Annotated in this window: 19 protein-coding genes; 9 read left to right on the top strand and 10 right to left on the bottom strand. The window is 65.4% G+C overall.

Annotated features, from left to right (window positions below):
* Positions 1–149 precede the first annotated feature (149 nt).
* Positions 150–1,907 (top strand): ArnT family glycosyltransferase, encoded by a 1,758-nt coding sequence (locus tag OKW41_RS29625; protein WP_429449623.1) that lies wholly within the window; start codon positions 150–152, stop codon positions 1,905–1,907.
* A 2-nt stretch (positions 1,908–1,909) separates the two neighbouring features.
* On the top strand, positions 1,910–3,289 hold the full coding sequence (locus OKW41_RS29620) for an MATE family efflux transporter (protein WP_429574833.1): 1,380 nt from the start codon (positions 1,910–1,912) through the stop codon (positions 3,287–3,289).
* Between the two features lie 121 nt (positions 3,290–3,410).
* Here OKW41_RS29620 and OKW41_RS29615 read toward each other — a convergent pair whose 3' ends face one another.
* Both OKW41_RS29615 and OKW41_RS29610 read right to left on the bottom strand, forming a co-directional pair.
* A complete protein-coding gene (locus OKW41_RS29615) occupies positions 3,411–3,821 on the bottom strand; it encodes a carboxymuconolactone decarboxylase family protein (RefSeq protein WP_429449619.1) in 411 nt (136 codons plus the stop codon).
* Positions 3,740–4,267 carry a MerR family transcriptional regulator gene (locus OKW41_RS29610; RefSeq protein ID WP_090804611.1) on the bottom strand — a complete coding sequence of 176 codons (528 nt, stop codon included), beginning with the start codon at positions 4,265–4,267 and terminating at the stop codon, positions 3,740–3,742. The genes OKW41_RS29615 and OKW41_RS29610 overlap by 82 nt, the downstream gene beginning before the upstream one ends.
* Positions 4,268–4,577: 310 nt before the next feature.
* Between OKW41_RS29610 and OKW41_RS29605 the strand changes: the two genes are divergently transcribed.
* Entirely contained in the window at positions 4,578–5,156 is a 579-nt protein-coding gene (locus tag OKW41_RS29605; protein ID WP_429574832.1) for a ComEA family DNA-binding protein, read from the top strand.
* 101 nt (positions 5,157–5,257) lie between these two features.
* Positions 5,258–5,689, top strand: a complete 432-nt coding sequence (locus OKW41_RS29600) for a YidB family protein (protein ID WP_018418148.1) — start codon at positions 5,258–5,260, stop codon at positions 5,687–5,689.
* A gap of 179 nt (positions 5,690–5,868) precedes the next feature.
* Here the strand turns inward: OKW41_RS29600 and clpB are convergent, their stop codons facing one another.
* Both clpB and OKW41_RS29590 read right to left on the bottom strand, forming a co-directional pair.
* A complete protein-coding gene (clpB, locus tag OKW41_RS29595) occupies positions 5,869–8,466 on the bottom strand; it encodes an ATP-dependent chaperone ClpB (protein ID WP_090804607.1) in 2,598 nt (865 codons plus the stop codon).
* Between the two features lie 171 nt (positions 8,467–8,637).
* Positions 8,638–9,168 carry an Rrf2 family transcriptional regulator gene (locus OKW41_RS29590; protein ID WP_429574831.1) on the bottom strand — a complete coding sequence of 177 codons (531 nt, stop codon included), beginning with the start codon at positions 9,166–9,168 and terminating at the stop codon, positions 8,638–8,640.
* A gap of 266 nt (positions 9,169–9,434) precedes the next feature.
* On the opposite strand from OKW41_RS29590, the gene OKW41_RS29585 reads away from it, so the two are divergent.
* Entirely contained in the window at positions 9,435–9,989 is a 555-nt protein-coding gene (locus OKW41_RS29585; protein WP_429574830.1) for a group III truncated hemoglobin, read from the top strand.
* Positions 9,990–10,063: 74 nt separating this feature from the next.
* On the opposite strand, the gene moaE is transcribed toward OKW41_RS29585, so the two are convergent.
* The 6 genes from moaE to OKW41_RS29555 form a co-directional block, all read right to left on the bottom strand.
* Positions 10,064–10,540, bottom strand: a complete 477-nt coding sequence (gene moaE / locus OKW41_RS29580; protein WP_429574829.1) for a molybdopterin synthase catalytic subunit MoaE — start codon at positions 10,538–10,540, stop codon at positions 10,064–10,066.
* Positions 10,541–10,596: 56 nt separating this feature from the next.
* Positions 10,597–10,854 (bottom strand): molybdopterin converting factor subunit 1, encoded by a 258-nt coding sequence (gene moaD, locus OKW41_RS29575; protein WP_090804599.1) that lies wholly within the window; start codon positions 10,852–10,854, stop codon positions 10,597–10,599.
* Between the two features lie 45 nt (positions 10,855–10,899).
* Positions 10,900–12,135, bottom strand: a complete 1,236-nt coding sequence (locus tag OKW41_RS29570; protein ID WP_429574828.1) for a molybdopterin molybdotransferase MoeA — start codon at positions 12,133–12,135, stop codon at positions 10,900–10,902.
* 245 nt (positions 12,136–12,380) lie between these two features.
* On the bottom strand, positions 12,381–13,832 hold the full coding sequence (thrC, locus tag OKW41_RS29565; protein ID WP_429574827.1) for a threonine synthase: 1,452 nt from the start codon (positions 13,830–13,832) through the stop codon (positions 12,381–12,383).
* Between the two features lie 8 nt (positions 13,833–13,840).
* Entirely contained in the window at positions 13,841–15,172 is a 1,332-nt protein-coding gene (locus tag OKW41_RS29560) for a homoserine dehydrogenase (RefSeq protein WP_429574826.1), read from the bottom strand.
* 90 nt (positions 15,173–15,262) lie between these two features.
* A complete protein-coding gene (locus OKW41_RS29555) occupies positions 15,263–16,510 on the bottom strand; it encodes a pyridoxal phosphate-dependent aminotransferase (RefSeq protein ID WP_429574825.1) in 1,248 nt (415 codons plus the stop codon).
* Between the two features lie 457 nt (positions 16,511–16,967).
* On the opposite strand from OKW41_RS29555, the gene OKW41_RS29550 reads away from it, so the two are divergent.
* From OKW41_RS29550 to OKW41_RS29535, 4 genes are all read left to right on the top strand, one after another.
* On the top strand, positions 16,968–17,342 hold the full coding sequence (locus tag OKW41_RS29550) for an Mth938-like domain-containing protein (RefSeq protein ID WP_429449601.1): 375 nt from the start codon (positions 16,968–16,970) through the stop codon (positions 17,340–17,342).
* 110 nt (positions 17,343–17,452) lie between these two features.
* Positions 17,453–19,297, top strand: a complete 1,845-nt coding sequence (locus OKW41_RS29545) for a glycosyltransferase family 39 protein (protein WP_429574824.1) — start codon at positions 17,453–17,455, stop codon at positions 19,295–19,297.
* A gap of 24 nt (positions 19,298–19,321) precedes the next feature.
* Complete coding sequence (locus tag OKW41_RS29540) at positions 19,322–19,693, top strand: SMR family transporter (RefSeq protein ID WP_013089326.1); 372 nt, start codon at positions 19,322–19,324, stop codon at positions 19,691–19,693.
* 192 nt (positions 19,694–19,885) lie between these two features.
* Positions 19,886–21,037, top strand: coding sequence for a DegT/DnrJ/EryC1/StrS family aminotransferase (locus tag OKW41_RS29535; RefSeq protein ID WP_429574823.1), 1,152 nt, complete (start codon positions 19,886–19,888; stop codon positions 21,035–21,037).
* Positions 21,038–21,039: the final 2 nt, after the last annotated feature.

Below are 21,039 nucleotides of genomic sequence, written 5' to 3'. Positions count from 1 at the left end.
ACAGCTTGTCCATTGACGTTGCCGGGCGTTACCGGCCGTGACGTGCATCGCACGGCACGACTACAATGCCGGATGCTCGAAACGGGCCCTCGCGCCCTGACCTGCCGGGCCGCTCCGGCTGCATCGTTTATCCAGACTCCACACACCGCATGAGACCTGTCGTTCGCCTCACCGCCTCTGCGACCAGTGCGTTGCCGCGCTGGCTGCTGCTGGCCATCTGTATCGTCTACGCCTCGTTCGGCCTGTTCGGCCGCGATCCGTGGAAGAACGAGGACGCAGCCGGCTTTGGTGTGATGTGGACGATGGCGAACGGCGGCGCGCACGATTGGCTGCTGCCGAATCTCGTCGGCAAATATCTGACCGAGGACGGCCCGCTCGGCTACTGGCTCGGCGCGAGTGCGATCCGCATCCTTGCACCGTGGGTCGACGCGAGCAACGCGTCGCGCGTGTTCACGGGCCTGCTGTTCTGCGCGGGCTGTGCGTTCGTCTGGTACGCGGCGTATCTGCTCGGCCGGCGTGCCGAAGTGCAGCCATTCAAATATGCGTTCGGCGGCGAGCCGGAACCGCGCGACTATGGCCGCACGCTCGCCGATGGCGCACTGCTGATCCTGCTCGCGTGCTTCGGCCTCGCCGAGCGCGGTCACGAGACCACGCCGCAGCTCGTGCAGTTCGTCTGCATCGCGATGCTCGTGTACGGCCTCGTGCGCATGATCGACAAGCCGATTCAGGGCGCGCTGATCTGGGGTCTCGCGATCGGCCTCGTCACACTCGCGAGCAGCCCGGTGCTGGTCGGCGCGCTGCTGCTCGGCACGCTCGCGATGACGCTGATCGTACGCGAAACGCGATCGCGCTGGCTGCTGCTCGCGGGTCTGCCCGTGGCGCTCGTGCTCGCGGTGTCGTGGCCGATCATCGCGCTCACCGCGTTCCCGGACGACGCTGTCTGGTATCTGAACCAGTGGCTGCACGTGAGCCTGAGTTCGTTCGCGGGCCCGCCCGGCTCGGTCGCCGCGTATGCGCTGAAAAACCTGCCGCTCTTCACATGGCCCGCCTGGCCGCTCGCGCTGTGGTCGTGGTTCAGCTGGCAGGGACTGCGGCGCGCGCCGCACGTGGCGATTCCGCTGTCGGTGATCGGGCCGCTGTTCGTGCTCGTCGTGCTGCAAAGCCATCAGTCGAACCGACTCTACATGCTGCTGCTGCCGCCGCTTGCGGTGCTCGCCGCTTTCGCGCTGCCGACGCTCAAGCGCGGCGCGATCAACGCGATCGACTGGTTCGCGCTGCTGAGCTTCACGATCCTTGGCAGCTTCGTATGGCTCGTGTATGTGGCAGGCCTGACCGGCTTTCCGCATCCGCTCGCGCGCAATCTCGCGCGACTCGCGCCCGGCTTCGTGCCGCAGTTCAAGATTCTGTCGTTCGTGTGCGCGGTCGCGGTGACCGTGTGCTGGTTCCTGCTGGTGCGCTGGCGTCTCGCGCGTCATCCAAAGGTGCTGTGGCGCAGCGTCGTGCTCTCGAGCGCCGGCACCACGCTGATGTGGGTGTTGCTGATGACGCTGTGGCTGCCGGTCGTCAACTACAGCCGGACCTATCGCGACGTCGCGCAGCAGATCGCCAACCACTTGCCCGATGACTACACGTGCATCGCGCCGGTGCGCCTCGGCAATGCGCAGATCGCGACGTTCGCGTATTTCGGCGACATGCACTTTTCGTTCGACCAGGACTGCGACGTGATCCTGCGTCAGGACTCGCAGGACTACGGCGACCCTAGCGCGATGCCCGACTACATCTGGAAGCTCGTGTGGGAAGGCCGCCGCGCGGCGGACCGCGACGAGCGCTTCCGCCTGTACGTGCGCATCGACCGTCCCAAGCCGCCGCCCGGCAAGCGCCGCAACTGGCACAAGAAGCTCGACTGACCATGTTCGCCGACGTACGGAAGATCGCCGCGCTCGCGTGGCCCGTACTGATCGGCCAGTTGGCCATCATCGCGTTCGGCGTGATCGACACGGCGATGGTCGGGCGCTACTCGGCCGTCGATCTGGCCGCGCTCGGCCTCGGCTCGTCGATCTACGTCTCGGTCTATATCGGCCTGACCGGCATCCTGACCGCGCTGCAGCCGATCGCCGCGCAGCTGTACGGCGCGCGTCGCTACGGCGAGATCGGCGAAGAGGTCCGCCAGTCATGGTGGCTTGCCGCCGCGCTGACCGTGATCGGCTTTCTGATCCTGTTCTTCCCCGGACCGCTGCTGGCGTTGTCGCGGGTGCCCGACGCGCTGCACGAGCGCACGCTCGCGTACCTGCGGATTCTCGCGTTCGGGCTGCCCGCCGGCCTCGCCTTCCGGGTCTACGGCTCCGTTGCCAATGCGCTCGCCAAACCGCGGCTCGTGATGTTCCTGCAGATCGCCGCGCTGCTGCTGAAAATTCCGCTCAATACCTGGTTCATTTTCGGCGGCCTCGGCGTGCCCGCGCTGGGCGGTCCGGGCTGCGCGCTCGCGAGCACGCTGCTCAACTGGGCACTCGCGGCGCTCGGCATGCTGCTGCTCGCGCGCATCGACGATTTCAAGGCACTCGGCATCTTCATGCAGTTCTGCTGGCCGGTCTGGAAGCGCCAGGCCGCGCAACTGCGGCTCGGTATTCCAATGGGGCTGTCGTATCTGATCGAGGTCACGTCGTACACGTTCATGGCGCTTTTCATCGCGCGTTTCGGCACGACGACGCTCGCCGGACATCAGATCGCCGGCAACGTCGGCGCGGTGCTCTATATGACGCCGCTGTCGATCGGCATCGCGTCGTCGACGCTGGTCGCGCAGGCGCTCGGCGCGCATCGGCCGCAGGCGGCGCGCACGCTGTCGCGTCACGGCATCGCGATGGCGGTTGCGATCGCGTGCTGCTATGGCGCGCTCGTGCTCGTGCTGCGGCCATATATCGTCGCCGGCTATACGACGAACGCGCAGGTCGCGGCGAAGGCGTTGCCGCTGGTGCTGATCGTCGCCTGCTACCACCTGTTCGACGCGTTGCAGATCTCGACCGCGTTCGTGCTGCGCGCCTACAAGGTCGCGGTCGTGCCGACCATCATCTATGCGGTGGCGCTGTGGGGAGTCGGGCTCGGCGGCGGCTATGCGCTCGGCTTCAATACGACCGGCCTCACGCCGCCCTGGCTGACCGGCGCGCGCGGCTTCTGGGTCGCGAATACCGCAAGTCTCGCGATTGCCGGGCTCGGCTTGCTCGTGTACTGGCGAATCGTGAGCCAGCGCTATTTGCGCGAGGCTGCGGCGGCGCGGGTTGATTCGGCTGTTTGAGGGGATGGAGGGTTGGGAAGGCCACGAATAGTACCGACCGGACCGTTAGTTGCGCCCAAGCCAGGGTGAGAGACGACCTGTTCTGCATTCGCCTTTCCGTTCCCCACGCAGCTCAGCCCGCTCACGCCGCGTATGCGGCCTCCCCCTCCCGATCCTTGGCCTCGAAAATTTCCCGCGCCGCGAACAGCGCATTGAGCGCGGCCGGAAAGCCCGCATAAAGCGCCATCTGCATGAACACCTCGACGATCTGCTCGCGGGTGCAGCCGACGTTCAGCGCCGCCTCGATATGTACCTTCAGCTGCGGCTGCGCGCAGCCGAGGGTCGCGAGCGACGCGATCGTCGCAATCTCACGCGTGCGCAGATCGAGCTGCGGCCGGCTGTAGATGTCGCCGAAGCCGAATTCAATCAACAGGCGTCCGAATTCCGGCGCGACTGGCGCGAGCGCGGCAATTACCTGCTCGCCCGCCGAACCGTCGATTTCCCTGAGCTTGTCCCAGCCCCGCGCGTAGCGGTCGTTGTGTGCGTAGTCCATTGCGAGTCCTTATCGGGGTGTGAGGGCGACGAGGCTTCGTCGTCCTGTCGTGCCGGATCGGGCTCAAGCGCGCCGCTCGTGGCCGCCTCGTAGTACGCGATCTTGTCGTCGATCGCGCCGAGGTTGCTCTGCAGATCGGCGATCCGCGCGAGCAGCGCGGTGCGATGCGCAACCAGCAGGTCGCGGCGTGCGCGCATCGTCGGATGGCCTTGCGCGCGCAGCGCGGCGATCTGCTGCATGCCGGAGATCGACATGCCCGTTGCCTTCAGACGCATCACGAAGCGCAACCAGTCGAGATCGGCCGGCGAGTACAGCCGGTGTCCCGTCTGCGTGCGTCCGACCGGCCTGATCAAGCCGGCCTGTTCGTAATAGCGCAACGTGTGCGTGGACACGCCGATCGTTTCGGCGACCTGACCGATGGTGAGCGCGGTTGAGTGTTTCGACATGACGGACTCAGGTTAGGACTTCGAGTGCACTCTAAGTCAAGCGTCGGACGCTGTCATTCCTTTGCGTTGCTCATTCTTTATCGCAGACGAGTTATCGCGATCGATATCGACCGATAAATTCACCGGCATTGCATGCCGCTAAAAGCTTTAAATACTGTGTGGCGGATTTACTTGTCATCAATCGATCGGTATAAATCGTCCGCTATCTCAAATCGGGCCTGCGATTTGTCCTATGCTTAAACGCAGCGCCCGCTGACAGGATAGGTCGTCCGTTCCCGGCTAACTTTTTGCTCTCAATGGAGTGCTTGCCATGCTGAAGAAGCTTTTCATGCTTTGCCTCGCTGTGGCTTTGTCGCTGTCGGCCGGATTTGTCGCGGCCGTGGAAGTGAATACCGCCGATCAGGCCGCGCTCGAATCGGTCAAGGGCATCGGCCCCGTGCATGCGAAAGCGATTCTCGACGAACGCGCCAAAAACGGCCCGTTCAAGAACGCCGACGATCTCGCCGCACGTGTGAAGGGCATCGGGCAGAAATCGGTCGAGAACCTCGAAGCGGCCGGACTGACGATCAACGGCTCGTCGGCACCGCCGACCGGCGCGAAGACGTCCACCAAGTCGGCCACGAAGACCACACCGGCGGCTCCCGCGGCAACCACCGCCGCCGCGCCCGCTGCCACGACGGCAGCGCCGGCCGCGGCTGCGCCTGCCTCGGCCGCTAAGCCGTCGAAGTCGAAGAAGAAGGACAAGGCCGCTGCATCCGAAGCGGCAACCGCTACGGCTCCGGCCGCCGCGGCAGCCAGCGCACCGGCCGACGCGTCCGGCACCAAGGCTTCGAAGAAGAAAGCGAAGAAGAGCAAGGCGGCATCCGCCGCGGCTGCGTCCGGCGCATGATGCCGGCGGGGCTGCCGCCCTGCGTTTCACCGCGACGCGCAACCGCGCGTCGACGTCAACCGCCCGGCCGTCGTACGCGCCGGCATTCAAGAGAGACCGTCATGAGCCTACTCGACACCATCGGTTCCCTGCTTGGCAAATCGCCAGAAGGCGGCGGCCAGCAAGCGCTGATCGCCGCCGCGCTCGAATTCGTCAACAACCAGCCTGGTGGCCTGAACGGCCTGATCCAGCGCTTCCAGGAAAAGGGCCTCGGCGACGTCGTGTCGTCGTGGGTCGGCAATGGCGAAAACCAGCCGATCGCACCCGACGCGCTGCATAACGTGCTGGGCTCGGAAGCCGTGACCGGTCTCGCCGCCAAGGCCGGCGTCCAGCCGGATCAGGTGACGGGTCTGCTGTCGCAGATCCTGCCGCACGTCGTCAACGCGGCCACGCCGGAAGGCGAAGTGCCGGCCGATGGCAAGCTGAACGCGACCACGGTGCTCGGCGCGCTCGGCGGCCTGTCGGCGCTGCTCGGCAACAAGGGCAACGCTTAAGCACGCTGTGCGCCATGCGCTGGCGACTTGCAGAGACCTTCGCTCCACGATGATGCCACCGGTTTGAAATCGGCGGACAAAAGAAAACCGGCAACGAAGTCACCTTCGTTGCCGGTTTCTTAACGTTGGTGGGAACGACTCGCCTGCTATCGTCCCTTCGCGTCATCAAGCCATCGCCTTCAGTGCACGACGCGCTCGAACAGCAGCTTACCGTCGTCCACTTCGACCGGAATTACATCCTTCGGACCGAACTTGCCGGCCAGAATCAGCTTCGCTATCGGGTTCTCAATCTCCTGCTGGATTGCGCGCTTCAGCGGCCGCGCACCGAACAGCGGGTCGTAGCCGACCTTGCCGATGTGCTCGAGCGCCGCGTCCGATACCACCAGCTGCATGTCGAGCTTTGCGAGCCGCTCGTGCAGACGCTGCAGCTGGATCCGCGCGATCGACTGGATGTTCGAGCGATCGAGCGCATGGAACACGACGACGTCGTCGATCCGGTTCAGGAACTCGGGCCGGAAGTGCAGCTTCACCTCTTCCCACACGGCGTCCTTCACGGCTTCCTGCGGCTCGCCGACCATCGCCTGGATCACCTGCGAACCGAGGTTCGAGGTCATCACGATCACCGTGTTCTTGAAGTCGACGGTGCGGCCCTGGCCATCGGTCATGCGGCCGTCGTCGAGCACCTGCAGCAGCACGTTGAACACGTCCGGATGCGCCTTCTCGATTTCGTCGAGCAGGATCACGCTATACGGCTTGCGGCGCACGGCCTCAGTCAGATAACCGCCCTCCTCGTAGCCGACGTAACCCGGCGGCGCGCCGATCAGACGCGCGACGCTGTGCTTCTCCATGAACTCGCTCATGTCGATACGGATGAGATGCTCTTCCGAATCGAACAGGAACGACGCCAACGCCTTGCACAGCTCGGTCTTGCCGACGCCGGTCGGCCCGAGGAACAGGAACGAGCCATACGGACGGTTCGGGTCCGACAGACCCGCGCGCGAGCGGCGAATCGCATCGGCGACCGCGCTGATCGCCTCGTCCTGGCCGACCACGCGCTCATGCAGCTTCGACTCGATCTGCAGCAGCTTTTCGCGCTCGCCCTGCATCATGCGCGACACCGGAATGCCGGTGGCCCGCGACACGACCTCGGCGATTTCTTCAGCGCCGACCTGCGTGCGCAACAGACGCGGACGCTTCGGACTGTTCTGCTCCTCGGCCTCGGCGCGCGTGACTTCCTTCAGCTGCGCCTCGAGACCCGGCAGCTTGCCGTACTGCAATTCGGCCACCTTCTCGAGCTTGCCCTCACGCTGCAGACGCACGATTTCCGCACGCGTCTTCTCGATCTCTTCCTTCAGTTGCGCGCTGCCCTGCACCGCCGCTTTTTCCGCGGTCCAGATTTCATCGAGGTCCGAATATTCGCGGTTGAGCCGCTCGATTTCCTCTTCGATCAGTTGCAGACGCTTCTGCGACGCTTCGTCCTTCTCCTTCTTCACTGCTTCGCGTTCGATCTTCAGCTGGATCAGACGACGGTCGAGCCGATCCATCTCCTCCGGCTTCGAGTCGATTTCCATCTTGATCTTCGACGCGGCTTCGTCGATCAGATCGATCGCCTTGTCGGGCAGGAAGCGGTCCGTGATGTAACGATGCGACAGCTCGGCGGCCGCGACGATCGCCGGGTCGGTGATGTCGACGCCGTGGTGCAGCTCATAGCGCTCCTGCAGACCGCGCAGGATCGCGATGGTCGCCTCGACCGACGGCTCGTCCACCAGCACCTTCTGGAAACGGCGCTCGAGCGCGGCATCCTTTTCGATGTACTTGCGGTATTCGTCGAGCGTGGTCGCGCCGACGCAATGCAGCTCGCCGCGCGAGAGCGCCGGCTTCAGCATGTTGCCCGCGTCCATCGCGCCTTCGGCCTTGCCGGCGCCGACCATCGTGTGAATCTCGTCGATGAAGACGATGGTTTGCCCTTCGTCCTTCGCGATGTCGTTGAGCACCGCCTTCAGGCGCTCCTCGAACTCGCCGCGATATTTGGCGCCCGCGAGCAGCGCGGCCATGTCGAGCGACAGCACGCGCTTGTTCTTCAGCGTTTCCGGCACTTCGCCGTTGACGATGCGCTGCGCGAGCCCCTCGACGATCGCGGTCTTGCCGACGCCCGGCTCGCCGATCAGCACCGGGTTGTTCTTGGTGCGGCGCTGCAGGATCTGGATGGAACGGCGGATTTCGTCGTCGCGGCCAATCACGGGGTCGAGCTTGCCTGCGCGGGCGCGCTCGGTCAGGTCGATCGTGTACTTCTTCAGCGCTTCGCGCTGGCTTTCGGCGTCCTGGCTATGCACCTGCGAGCCGCCGCGCACCGCGGCGATCGCGGTTTCGAGCGCCTTGCGCGACAACCCATGCTCGCGCGCGAGACGGCCGGCCTCGCCTTTGTCGTCGGCGACCGCGAGCAGGAACATTTCGCTCGCGACGAACGTGTCGTTGAGCTTCTGCGCTTCCTTGTCGGCCTGGTTCAACAGACCGGTCAGTTCGCGGCCGATCTGCACGTTGCCATCGGTGCCTTGCACTTGGGGCAGCCGCGTGACCGCGTCGTTCAGTGCGGTTTGTAGAGGTTGTACATGCACGCCGGCGCGCGACAGCAGCGAGCGAGCGGAGCCGTCCTGCTGCGCGACGAGTGCCGCCAGCACGTGCACGGGTTCGATGTACTGATTGTCGTGGCCAACCGCCAGACTCTGGGCGTCCGCGAGCGCTTCCTGGAATTTAGTGGTGAGTTTGTCGATTCTCATCAAGAGACCTCCAATTTCGATTACCACCAAAATGAGGCGTTTTATTAGGGTTTCAAGCGCTTTTTTGGCCTCGGTCGCAACCATTTAACATTTGAGCGCAAGAACTGCCGCGATCCTTCCCCAGTGGCGCGGCCGGGCGGGTTTGCGCACCCGGGGAGCCGGCCGGATGTTCTAGTTCTTGTGGCCCAGCGTCGCCGGACGCCCGCCGCGCGTGCTATCCGATGCCACCGCAATCGGCAGCGGCACCATCTGAATCGTGGAGCCTAACCCGAGCAACGCCGCGAGCGGACTTTTCGGTTGCGCGACTTCGCCGATCGTAAAACGGTCGAGTTCGGCGAGAAAAGCGAGGTTTGCCGCCTGCAACGCGCCACGCAGCCGGCACTGCGTCGTGATGACGCAAGGCCGCTGTTGGCCCTGCCGGTCCGGCAGACAGCCGACCAGCGCAAAGTCGCTTTCCGTGACCCGCACCACGTCGCCCACGGTCAGCGACAGCGATTGCGCGCCGAGCCGCAAACCGCCGTTGCGGCCGCGCACGGTTTCGACCCAGCCGAGCTCGCCCAGCTGCTGCACGACCTTCATCAGATGGTTCTTCGAGATGCCGTAGGCTTGCGAAATGTCCTGAATCGTCGATAATCCGTCGCCCCGCACCGCGAGGTACAACAGCACGCGCAGCGCGTAATCCGTATAGTCGGTAAGTCTCATAGGTCCCGGTATAGCTTGAAAGGCTGCGAGCAAGTGCCTTGAACGTCCCGATAACCGCGTCGAGGCAAGGGTTGCCGGGAACGAGCGCTACGCCCTAACATGACTGGCTGGCATGACTGGCTGGCGGGCGTCGTTCCGCGAATCGCGTTGCAAAACTGTTTCGGATAGCAATAGTAGCTTTTTCCGCATCAACCGTTTGTTAGAAAAACGGGAGGTTCAAGGTTCAGTTCAGCCGTCATCGGCAACCGCAATTTTCTGGAATCCGCATGAATCCGTCTTTCCCCGCCGCGCCGCCGGTCGAACGCGCGGCCGAACCCACCGACGCCAATATCCGCGACCTCGTCTATGGCTTTTACGATCGCGTGCGTGCCGACCCGCTGCTCGGTCCGGTCTTCGACGCGAAGCTCGCGGGCCGCTGGGACGACCATCTGCCGAAGATGTGCACATTCTGGAGCAGCCTCGTGCTCGGCGCGAAGCAGTATCGCGGCAACGTGCAGCAGGCGCATCAGCCGCTCGAACGCATCGAGCCGCAGCATTTCAGCCGCTGGCTGTATCTGTTCCTCGATACGGTCGAATCGCGCTATCAGCCGGCCGCGGCGGTCCGTTTCATGGAGCCGGCGCTGCGGATCGCGCAGAGTCTGCAGCTGAGCCGTTTCGGCTGGGATTACAAGATCCCGCCGGAGCAGCAGGCGCTGCTCGAGCGGGTGGCGCCGAAGCGTCGGCCGCGAGATGGCGACGTTGACGACGATGGTGAGCATCCGTCGCGGCCGGCTGGGGAGCCGTTCCCGGTGCCGATCATCGGACGCTCGCGGGACGAGTGAATGTCGGCCTGCGCCGACGCCCCTCACACAAAGACGCCGCGTGCGCCGTCGCAACTCCGCGGCCAGCGACTCGTTTACTCCGGAGTCCGATTTCGCGAATCGATTCCCCAGCGCGCGAGCGCGGCATCGTCGGTCACGCGCGCGTCGACCCAGCGCTCGCCCGCGTCGGTTTTCTCCTTCTTCCAGAATGGCGCTTCGGTCTTCAGATAGTCCATCACGAATTCACACGACGCAAACGCGTCGCCGCGATGCGCGGCCGTCGTCGCAACGAGCACGATCTGATCGAGCGGATACAGCTTGCCGACGCGATGCACGATCAGCACCTCGATGCCCGGCCAGCGTTCGCGCGCACGCTCGACGATCGCCTCGAGCGACTTCTCCGTCATGCCCGGATAATGCTCGAGCTCCATCGTCTCGACCGCGCTGCCCTCGTTGAGATCGCGCACGGTGCCGACGAAGCACGCGACCGCGCCGATCCTCGGATTGCGCGCGCGCAGCGCGGCCACCTCGGCGCTGAGGTCGAAGTCTTCGGTCTGGACGCGAACGGGCATGGACGGCTCCTGAGGGCTTTTGTCGCTGGCGTGAACGTAATGTGCGAGAGCGCGGCTCAGCCGCCGGTGACGGGCGGAAAGAACGCGACCTCGCAGCCCTCGGTGATGCGGGTGCTCGCGCCGGTCATCACGTGGTTGCAGGCCATGCGCAGCGCGCGGCCTTCGGCGAGCGTCTCGGCCCAGATGCCGCCACGCACGCGCAGCCACGCGCGCACATCGCCGACGGTCGCGATGCCGTCGGGCACCTCGACGCTTTCGTCGGACGTATTGAGCGCTTCACGCACGCTCGCAAAGTATCGGAGTTCAATCTTCATCGGGATACCGCCGGTCTAAGCCGCGCATGCCGCGGACGACCGGCCTCAGTTCAGCAGTTCGGAAAACGGAATGAAGCGCACGGTTTCGCCGGCGCTGATCGCGTGGTTCGGCGGATTGTCGATCAGACCGTCGCCCCACACGGTCGACGTCAACACGGCCGAACTCTGATTGGCAAACAGATCGAGCCCTCCCGCCACATTGACGCGCGCGCGCAGGAACTCGTTGCGGCGATCGGCCTTGCCCTGCGTGAAGTCCGCGCGCAGCGACAGCGCGCGCGGCGCGACCGCCTGCACGCCGGCCAGCCGCAGTACGAACGGACGCACGAACAGCAGGAACGTCACGAAGCTCGACACCGGATTGCCGGGCAGGCCGATGAAAAACGTTTCGGCCGGCTCGCCCCCATTTGCACCACCCGCACCACCCGCACCACGCCGCACCGCGCCGAACGCGAGCGGCTTGCCCGGCTTCATGGCGATCTGCCACATCGACAGACGCCCTTCGGCCTCCACCGCCGGCTTCACGTGATCCTCCTCGCCGACCGACACGCCGCCGCAGGTGAGAATCAGATCGTGCGCCTCGGCGGCTTCTCGCAGCGTCGCGCGGGTCGCGTCGAGTTGATCGGCGACGATGCCATAGTCGGTCACGTCGCAGCCGAGCTTCTCGAGCAGGCCGCGCAGCGTGAAGCGATTCGAGTTGTAGATCGCGCCGGGCTTCAGCGGCTCACCGGGCATCGTCAGTTCGTCGCCGGTGAAGAATACGGCGACTTTCACGCGGCGGCGCACCTCGAGCCGCGCGCATCCGACCGACGCGGCAAGCCCCAACGCCTGCGGCGTGAGCCGCGTGCCGGCCGGCAGGATCACCGAGCCCGCGCGAATATCGGCGCCCTGTGCGGTGATCCACTCGCCCGCCTGCGGCCGATGCACGATCGTCACCTCGTCGCCAGCCACCTCGGTCTGCTCCTGCATCACGACCGCGTCCGCGCCGGCGGGCACCGTCGCGCCGGTGAAGATGCGTGCCGCGCTGTTGGGCGCGAGCGGCGTCGGCGCATGGCCGGCCGGAATGCGTTGCGAGACCGGCAGGCGGCTGCCGTGCGCGAGATCGGCGATGCGGACCGCGTAGCCGTCCATCGCGCTCGTGTTCATCGGCGGCACGTCGAGCGGCGACGTGACGTCGGTGGCGAGCACGCGATTCAGCGCGTCGAGCGTCGGCAGCGTTTCGATACCGTCGAGCGCGCGCGCGGCGTCGAGCAGGATCGCCAGCGCATCGGCAGTGGCGAGCATCGGGGCGCGGGGCGTGGGTGTGGACATCTGGGGGGGTGGAAGCCGCAGGTTAAAAGAACATTGTAGCGGCCGATGCCGTTAGCCTGGGCGGCCGGGCGTTATGGGGAGCTTTTTGTGTTTTTCGATGCGTGGCCGCGGAGGGTGCGGCCAGCGTTTTCCCGTAGTGCGGGCGTGGGCGTCGATCAACGTGAAGCGACGCGGCATCCCGCGTGAGCCGTAAAACGGCTCACGCGGCCCGCTCGCCCTTATTCGCCGGTATTCGCGACGATGAAGTCCTTCACCCGCTGCGCATCCGCGGGCACGACCTCGAAGCGCTGCGGCAGCGACTCGAGCCCCGAGAACGCCGCCGGGCGCTCCGGCTCGCGCAGCAGCGCCTCGCGGATCGTCTCGCCGAACTTGATCGGCTGCGCGGTCTCGAGCACGATCATCGGAATGCCGGGCTGCAGATGCTCGCGCGCGACCTTCAAGCCGTCGGCCGTGTGCGTGTCGATCATCATGTCGTAACGCTGGAACACGTCGCGGATCGTGTCGACGCGGGTGTCGTGGCTGCTGCTGCCCGACACGAAACCGAACTCCTTTACGCGCGCGAAGTCGCCACTCGCCGCGAGATCGAAACCGCCCTTCTCCTCGACGTCGCGGAACAGTTGCAGCACGCGCGCCGGATCGCGGCCGAGCAGGTCGTACACGAAGCGCTCGAAGTTCGATGCCTTCGAGATGTCCATGCTCGGGCTGCTCGTGTGATACGTCTCGGCCGCCTTGCGTACGCGGTAAATACCAGTGCGGAAGAACTCGTCGAGCACGTCGTTCTCGTTGGTCGCGACGACGAGCTTCTCGATCGGCAGACCCATCATGCGCGCGATATGACCCGCGCACACGTTGCCGAAGTTGCCCGACGGCACCGTGAACGACACGCGCTCGGCGTTCGACTTCGTCGCGGCAAAGTAGCCCTTGAAGTAGTAGACGACCTGTGCGACGACCCGCGCCCAGTTGATCGAGTTGACCGTGCCGATCTTGTACTTCGCCTTGAACGCGTGATCGTTCGACACCGCCTTCACGATGTCCTGCGCGTCGTCGAACACGCCTTGCACCGCGAGGTTGAAGATGTTCGGGTCTTGCAGGCTGTACATCTGCGCGGTCTGGAACGCGCTCATCTTTTTGTGCGGCGACAGCATGAACACGCGGATGCCCTTCTTGCCGCGCATCGCGTATTCAGCGGCGCTGCCGGTGTCGCCCGACGTCGCGCCGAGAATGTTCAGCGTTTCGCCATGCTTCGCGAGCGCGTACTCGAACAGGTTGCCGATCAGCTGCATCGCCATGTCTTTGAACGCGAGCGTCGGACCGTTCGACAGTTCGAGCAGCGACAGCGGCGCGCCGGCTTCGACGCCGAGCGTCTTCAGCGGCGTGATCTGCGCGGCGCTTTCGTCGTCGCGCACGTTGCAGTAGGTCGCCGCCGTGTAGGTCTTGCGCGTCAGTGCGCGCAGGTCGTCGGCGGGAATGTCGTCGCAGAACTTCGACAGGATCTCGAAGGCGAGATCCGCGTACGGCAGCGTGCGCCAGCGCGTGAGTTCGTCCGCGGTGACGCGCGGATAGTCGGCCGGCAGATACAGGCCGCCGTCTTTCGCGAGACCGCCGAGCAGGATCTCGGAGAAGGTATGGCGCTCGCCGGCTCCGGCGCCGCGCGTGGAGAGGTAGTTCATAGTTCGGCCTAGTTCAGCGCTTCCATGCGCAGCTTCGTGACTTGCGAGACGACGGTCTCGAGCGCCTCGATCGACCTGATCGCGGCATTGACCTGCTTTTCGACCGTCTCGTGCGTGATCAGCAGGATGTCGGTTTCGCCCTTGCCGTTCGCGTCGACGAGCTCCGATTCCTTTTGCAGCAGCGCATCGATCGAAATGCCGCTGTCCGCCAGAATGCGCGTGATGTCGGCGAGCACGCCGGTCACGTCGGCGACGCGCAGGCGCAGGTAGTAGCCGCTCGTGACTTCTTCGATCGGCAGGATCGGGATGTTCGACAGGCTGTCTGGCTGGAATGCCAGATGCGGCACGCGGTGCTCGGGGTCGGCCGTGTGCAGACGCGTCACGTCGACGAGATCGGCGACCACGGCGGAAGCCGTCGGTTCGGCGCCCGCGCCCTTGCCGTAGTACAGCGTCGTGCCGACCGCGTCGCCATGCACGACGACCGCGTTCATCGCGCCTTCCACGTTCGCGAGCAGGCGCTTTTCCGGAATCAACGTGGGGTGCACGCGCAGCTCGATGCCCTTGTCGGTGCGTCGCGTGATGCCGAGCAGCTTGATGCGGTAGCCGAGCTCCTCGGCGTATTTGATGTCGATCGCGGCGAGCTTGCTGATGCCTTCGACGTACGCGCGGTCGAACTGCACCGGCACGCCGAACGCAATCGCGCTCATGATCGTCGCTTTGTGCGCCGCGTCGACGCCCTCGATGTCGAAGGTCGGGTCGGCTTCCGCGTAGCCGAGCTCCTGCGCGGCCTTCAGCGCGGTCGCGAAATCGAGCCCACGGTCACGCATCTCCGACAGGATGTAGTTCGTCGTGCCGTTGATGATGCCCGCGATGTACTGGATGCGGTTCGCCGTCAGCCCTTCGCGCAGTGCCTTGATGATCGGAATGCCACCCGCCACCGCCGACTCGAACGCGACCATCACGCCGTTCGCGCGCGCCGCCTCGAAAATCTCCGTGCCATGCACCGCGAGCAGCGCCTTGTTGGCGGTGACCACGTGCTTGCCGTTGTTGATCGCGCGCAGCACGAGGTCGCGCGCGATGCCGGTGCCGCCGATCATTTCCGCGACGATCGCGATCGAAGGATCGTCGACGACCGCGTTGAAGTCATCGGTCAGCGCCACGCTGCCGGCTTCGCCGCCGAGCGCCGCGGTCGCCTTGGCCGGGTTGCGCACGGCAATGCGCGCAATCTCGATGCCGCGACCCGCGCGACGTTTGATTTCTTCCTGATTGCGGCGCAGTACCGTGAAGGTCCCGCTGCCTACCGTGCCGAAGCCCAGCAGTCCAACTTTGATCGGTTCCATGCAGCGTGTGTTTCTAGTAGAGGTTTGAAAAGGGTGTCGGGGGTGGCACGAGCGGCGCGCCTCACGCGCCACATCGTACGCGAGGCCGGCTCAGGCTGTGTGACGTTTGCGGTAGCCGTCGAGGAAGCGCGCGATCCGGTTGATCGAATCCGCGAGGTCGTCGACGTTCGGCAGGAACACGACACGGAAGTGATCCGGCGTCTTCCAGTTGAAGCCGGTGCCCTGCACGAGCAGCACGCGCTCTTCGAGCAGCAGGTCGAGGATGAACTGCTGGTCGTTCTGGATCGGATACACCTTCGGGTCGAGGCGCGGGAACATGTACAGCGCCGCCTCGGGCTTCACGCAGCTCACGCCGGGGATCGCCGTCAGCATGTCGTAGGCGAGCTCGCGCTGCTTGTACAGGCGCCCGCCCGGCGCGATCAGGTCGTTGATGCTCTGATAGCCGCCGAGCGCGGTCTGGATCGCGTACTGGCCGGGCACGTTCGGGCACAGCCGCATCGACGCGAGGATGCCGAGCCCCTCCAGATAGTCTTTCGCGAGCCGGCGGTTTTCGCCGATCAGGCCCGAAACGGCCATCCAGCCGGCGCGATAGCCGCACGAGCGGTAGCTCTTCGACAGGCTGTTGAACGTGACGGTCAGCACGTCTTCGGACAGCGACGCCATCGATGTGTGCGTCTTGCCGTCGTAGACGATCTTGTCGTAGACCTCGTCGGCGAAGATCACGAGGCCGTGCTGGCGCGCGATCTCGATCAGGTCGAGCAGCAGTTCGTCCGAGTACAGCGCGCCGGTCGGGTTGTTCGGGTTGATCACGACCAGCGCGCGCGTGTTCGGCGTGATTTTCGCGCGGATGTCATCGAGGTCGGGCATCCAGCTATTCGACTCGTCGCAGATGTAGTGCACCGGCGTGCCGCCCGCGAGGCTCACGCCGGCGGTCCACAGCGGGTAATCGGGCGCGGGCAGCAGCACTTCGTCGCCGTCGTTGACGAGGCCCTGGAGCGCCATCACGATCAGCTCGGACGCGCCGTTGCCGATGTAGACGTCGTCCAGCTCGACGCCGTGCACGCCCTTTTGCTGCGTGTAGTGCATGATCGCCTTGCGCGCGGCGAACACGCCCTTCGAGTCGGAGTAGCCCGACGAGCTGGGCAGGTTCAGGATCATGTCCTGAATGATCTCGTCCGGCGCCTCGAAGCCGAACGGTGCCAGATTGCCGATGTTCAGCTTGATGATGCGGTGACCCTCTTCTTCGAGCCGCTTCGCATGTTCGAGGACGGGCCCGCGAATGTCGTAGCAGACATTCAACAACTTGTTGGATTTGAGAATCGGTTTCACGGCGGGCACTTCATCCTGGTTGATGGCTGGGGCAAACCTTGGGCAAACGGGGCCGGGCTGACGACGCCGGGCCGCTCGGATTCACCGCTACGGGGAATTCGGACGCGGCGGCGCCGGCGACGGCGGCCAGCCGCGAAATGGGGTCGAACTGCCGAGCGGCCGCGCTTTCCGGGTTCCGGCGTGTGGGAAAAAATGCAGCGAAAGCGGGCGATGCCAACCCAGGTAGCCGGTGGGCCACGCCGATGCGCCCAGCGCGGCTTGTGGCGGCACTTGAGCGAGGGGCGCCGCAAGGCGGCTAAAAAGTTATAATTTAGCGGATTTTGGCCGACTTCCGCAATGCACCACCCGCATCGGCAAGCCTTTTCGGCCTTCTCGTGTGTCACACGCGTCGAACCGCGCGGCCTGTGCGACGTGCAGCCAGGCCGACAACACGCATGACGTCTCACGACGACTTCGGAAAACCAATTTGAAATTACATCAGGATTCCAGCGGCGCGCTCAATACCGTTACCGGCTACGGCGCGGACTACGTCGAAATCAATCTGGTGCGTCACGCGGGCAGTATTCTCGTGCTGCCGGACGCGCCGGTCATTCCCTGGCCCGTCTCGTCATTCGAGCAGTTGAGCGCCGAGCATTTCGCGATGCTGGCCGACGCCGCGCCCGAAGTGGTCGTGTTCGGCAGCGGCGAGCGGCTGCGCTTTCCGCACCCGCGCCTGACCGCCGCGCTGACAGCGAAACGCATCGGCGTGGAAACGATGGACTTCAAGGCCGCCTGCCGCACCTACAACATTCTGATGGCCGAGGGCCGCAAGGTCGCGGCCGCGTTGCTGATCGAGGCCTGAGCGTGCCCGGCGCCGGCGCATCCCGCGCCGGCGCACCCGGCCGGCCCGGTTCTGGCCCCCCGCGTCGCGCCCGTGCGCGCGCCGTCGATAACAAGAAGGGTTGATATTTCATGAACGATACGCCGTCGAGGCTACCGCTCAACCGCACCGCGATCCTGTTGCTGGTGCTGGTTCTCGCCGTGATCTGGTTCGTGCCACTCGGCTGGCGCCATCTGCTGCCGAGCGACGAAGGCCGCTACGCCGAAATGGCGCGCGAAATGTTCGTGACCGGCGACTGGATCACGCCGCGCTACAACGCCTACAAGTACTTCGAGAAGCCGCCGCTGCAAACCTGGGCGAACGCGCTGACGTTCGCGTGGTTCGGCATCGGCGAATGGCAGGCGCGCCTCTACACCGCGCTGACGGGCTTCGCCGGCGTGCTGCTGATCGGCTTTACCGGCGCCCGCGTGTTCAACGCGGCGACCGGCGTGTTCGCGGCACTCGTGCTCGCCTGTTCGCCGTACTGGAACCTGATGGGCCACTTCAATACGCTCGACATGGGCTTGTCGCTCTGGATGGCGCTCACGCTGTGCGCGCTGCTGCTCGCCCAGCGCCCGAACCTGCGGCCCCCATGCGTGCGCGGCTGGATGTGGGTGTGCTGGGCGTCGATGGCGCTGGCGGTGCTCTCGAAGGGCCTGGTCGGGCTGATCCTGCCGGGCGCGGCGCTGGTGCTCTACACGCTGATCGCGCGCGATTGGGCGCTATGGAAGCGTCTGCATCTGGTGAGCGGGCTGATCGTTTTTTTCGCGATCGTGACGCCGTGGTTCGTCCTCGTCCAGCAGCGCAATCCGGAATTCCTGAACTTCTTCTTCGTCGTTCAGCAGTTCAAGCGCTATCTGACGCCCGAGCAGAATCGCCCCGGCGCGTTCTACTACTTCGTGCCAGTACTGCTGGTGGGCTTCCTGCCGTGGCTGTCGGTAACCGTGCAAAGCGTGCGCCACGCGTGGCGCCAGCCGCGTCAGCCGAACGGCTTCGCGCCGGTCACGCTGATGCTCACGTGGATCGTCTTCATTTTCCTGTTCTTCAGCGCGTCGCACTCGAAGCTGCTGTCCTACACGCTGCCGATCGCGCCGCCGATCGCGATGCTGATCGGCATGTATCTGCCGCTCGTCACGCGCGAGCAGCTGCGCCGGCATCTGGCGGGCTACGCGCTGTTTTTCGTGGTCGCCGCGTTCGCGGCGCTGTTCCTGCCGCGCTTCGGCACCGCGCGCAATCCAGCCGAGCTGTATGCCGAATACCGCGTGTGGGTGCTCGCCGCGCTAGCCGTCGCGTTCGTGCTCACGCTGTTCGCGCTGTGGCTGAACCGCCGCGGCCAGGGCGGCGTTGGCGCCAACGCGCGAGTCGGTCTCGGCAGCCTCGCCGCGTTCGGCGCGGGCTGGCTGCTGCTCGGCACCATCGCGGGCACCGGCCACGACGTGTTCGGGCGCCTGAGCTCCGGCGCGCCGCTCGCGCCCGCGATCAAGGCCGAGCTCGCGAAGCTGCCGCCCGACACGCCGTTCTACTCGGTCGGCATGCTCGACCACACGCTGCCGTTCTACATCGGCCACACGATGATCATGGTCGCGCACCCGGACGAGCTCGCATTCGGCGTGTCCGTCGAGCCGCAAAAATGGGTGCCGACGGTCGACGCGTGGATCGAGCGCTGGAAGGCCGATCGCTACGCGCTCGCGCTGATCCCGCCGCCGACCTACGACCGCCTCGTGAAGCAAGGCGTGCCGATGCAGGTGATCGCGCGCGATCCGCGCCGCGTGGTGGTGATGAAGCCGCTCGCCGACGCGGCTGCCGCCGCCGCCCCGGCCGCAGCGGCGGCAGCAGCACCCGCTACCCCCGCTAATGCCGCATCGGCAGTCGTGGAAGTGAGGCCCGCGGCATCGGCCACGCCGGCCCCCGTCTCCACGCCCGCGGCAAAGCCCTAACCCTTTCGAGAACCAGACCGTTCGATGAACCCGATTTCCCTGTTCTGCATCCTGGCCGGCGTCACGCTGAACGCCGGCGCGCAGCTGCTGCTCAAGGCCGGCACGAATGCCGTTGGACACTTCGAATTCACCCGTGCGAACATCCTGCCCATCGGCTTCAAGCTGGCAACCCAGCCGCCGATCATCGGCGGACTCGCCTGCTACGTGATCAGCGTGGCGGTGTGGATCATCGGGCTCTCGCGCGTGGACGTGTCGATCGCCTATCCGATGCTGTCACTTGGCTACGTCGTCAATGCGATCGCCGCGTGGTACCTGTTCGGCGAAGTGATGTCGGTGCAGAAGCTGGTCGGCATCGGCATCATTCTCGTCGGCGTGGTCGTGCTCGCGCGCAGCTAGGCGCGGCGCCTCGCGCAGGAGCCCGCGCGGCACACGCGCCGCCTAAGCGAGACGTAAGGTAGTCCGCGGTAAGCTGCGCGGTTGCGTTTTTTAAGCCGCGGCCTTGGGTTTGCGGGTAGTTTGTGGTTTACTTCGCGCCCATCGTACTTCGCGCCCGTCGGGCCGCGCCCCTTTCAATCGAGCGATGCATTCATGAGCCAGTCAAAAGTCCCGTTTTTGCCGTTTGTCAAACCCGAGATCGACGAGGAAACGATCCAGGGCGTCGCCGACGTGCTGCGTTCCGGCTGGATCACCACCGGCCCGCAGAACCAGAAGTTCGAGACCGCGCTGTCCGAGTTCTGCGGCGGCCGCCCGGTGCGCACCTTCAATTCCGGTACCGCGACGCTCGAAATCGGCCTGCGCATCGCCGGCGTCGGTCCCGGCGACGAAGTGATCACGACGCCGGCCACCTGGGTGTCGACCTGCAACGTGATCCTCGAAACCGGTGCGACGCCAGTGTTCGCCGACATCGACCCGATCACGCGCAACATCGATCTCGACCTGCTCGAAAAAGCGATCACGCCGCGCACCAAGGCGTTGCTGCCGGTGTTCCTGTCGGGCCTGCCGGTCGACATGGACCGTCTGTACGGGATCGCCCGCGCGCACGAGCTGCGCGTGATCGAAGACGCCGCGCAGGCATTCGGCTCCACCTGGAACGGCGAGCGCATCGGCAAGCTCGGCGACATCGTGTCGTTCAGCTTCCACGCGAACAAGAACCTGACCTCGGTCGAAGGCGGCGCGCTGGTGCTGAACAACGAGGAAGAAGCGGTGCTCGCGCAGAAGTACCGGCTGCAGGGCATCACGCGCACCGGCTTCGACGGCATGGACTGCGACGTGCTCGGCGGCAAGTACAACCTGACCGACGTCGCCGCGCGTGTCGGCCTCGGCCAGCTGCCGCATCTCGAGCGCTTCATCGCGCAGCGCAAGAAGCTCGTGCGCGCGTACTTCGCGCAACTCGAAGGCGGCGCGGCCGTTAAGCTCGGCGTCGGCCTGCCGCCCGCGGACTTCGAAAACAGCAACTGGCACATGTTCCAGATCACGCTGCCGCTCGAAAAACTGTCGATCGACCGCGCCGGCTTCATGGGCGAGCTGAAGGAGCGAGGCATCGGCTCGGGCGTGCACTACCCGGCGCTGCACCTGTTTTCCCTGTACCGCGCGCGCGGCTTCAAGGAAGGCATGTTCCCGCACGCGGAGCGCTTCGGCGCCACCACCGTCACGCTGCCACTCTTCACGCTGATGAACGAAGGCGACGTCGAGCGCGTGTGCCGCGCGGTCAACGAAATTTGCGAACACTACGGAAAATAAGC

The sequence above is a fragment of the Paraburkholderia sp. UCT70 genome, from assembly GCF_050434085.1.
Lineage (GTDB): Bacteria > Pseudomonadota > Gammaproteobacteria > Burkholderiales > Burkholderiaceae > Paraburkholderia > Paraburkholderia tuberum.
The sequence above is the reverse complement of the archived record's forward strand: the minus strand, read 5'-3'. Positions and strand labels throughout refer to the sequence as shown.

Excerpts from the sequence above, each read along its gene's own strand:
- OKW41_RS29625 (WP_429449623.1), top strand. The coding sequence starts at position 150 with ATGAGACCTGTCGTTCGCCTCACCGCCTCTGCGACCAGTGCGTTGCCG.
- OKW41_RS29620 (WP_429574833.1), top strand. The coding sequence starts at position 1,910 with ATGTTCGCCGACGTACGGAAGATCGCCGCGCTCGCGTGGCCCGTACTG.
- OKW41_RS29615 (WP_429449619.1), bottom strand. The coding sequence starts at position 3,821 with ATGGACTACGCACACAACGACCGCTACGCGCGGGGCTGGGACAAGCTC.
- OKW41_RS29610 (WP_090804611.1), bottom strand. The coding sequence starts at position 4,267 with ATGTCGAAACACTCAACCGCGCTCACCATCGGTCAGGTCGCCGAAACG.
- OKW41_RS29605 (WP_429574832.1), top strand. The coding sequence starts at position 4,578 with ATGCTGAAGAAGCTTTTCATGCTTTGCCTCGCTGTGGCTTTGTCGCTG.
- OKW41_RS29600 (WP_018418148.1), top strand. The coding sequence starts at position 5,258 with ATGAGCCTACTCGACACCATCGGTTCCCTGCTTGGCAAATCGCCAGAA.
- clpB (WP_090804607.1), bottom strand. The coding sequence starts at position 8,466 with ATGAGAATCGACAAACTCACCACTAAATTCCAGGAAGCGCTCGCGGAC.
- OKW41_RS29590 (WP_429574831.1), bottom strand. The coding sequence starts at position 9,168 with ATGAGACTTACCGACTATACGGATTACGCGCTGCGCGTGCTGTTGTAC.
- OKW41_RS29585 (WP_429574830.1), top strand. The coding sequence starts at position 9,435 with ATGAATCCGTCTTTCCCCGCCGCGCCGCCGGTCGAACGCGCGGCCGAA.
- moaE (WP_429574829.1), bottom strand. The coding sequence starts at position 10,540 with ATGCCCGTTCGCGTCCAGACCGAAGACTTCGACCTCAGCGCCGAGGTG.
- moaD (WP_090804599.1), bottom strand. The coding sequence starts at position 10,854 with ATGAAGATTGAACTCCGATACTTTGCGAGCGTGCGTGAAGCGCTCAAT.
- OKW41_RS29570 (WP_429574828.1), bottom strand. The coding sequence starts at position 12,135 with ATGCTCGCCACTGCCGATGCGCTGGCGATCCTGCTCGACGCCGCGCGC.
- thrC (WP_429574827.1), bottom strand. The coding sequence starts at position 13,832 with ATGAACTACCTCTCCACGCGCGGCGCCGGAGCCGGCGAGCGCCATACC.
- OKW41_RS29560 (WP_429574826.1), bottom strand. The coding sequence starts at position 15,172 with ATGGAACCGATCAAAGTTGGACTGCTGGGCTTCGGCACGGTAGGCAGC.
- OKW41_RS29545 (WP_429574824.1), top strand. The coding sequence starts at position 17,453 with ATGAACGATACGCCGTCGAGGCTACCGCTCAACCGCACCGCGATCCTG.
- OKW41_RS29540 (WP_013089326.1), top strand. The coding sequence starts at position 19,322 with ATGAACCCGATTTCCCTGTTCTGCATCCTGGCCGGCGTCACGCTGAAC.
- OKW41_RS29535 (WP_429574823.1), top strand. The coding sequence starts at position 19,886 with ATGAGCCAGTCAAAAGTCCCGTTTTTGCCGTTTGTCAAACCCGAGATC.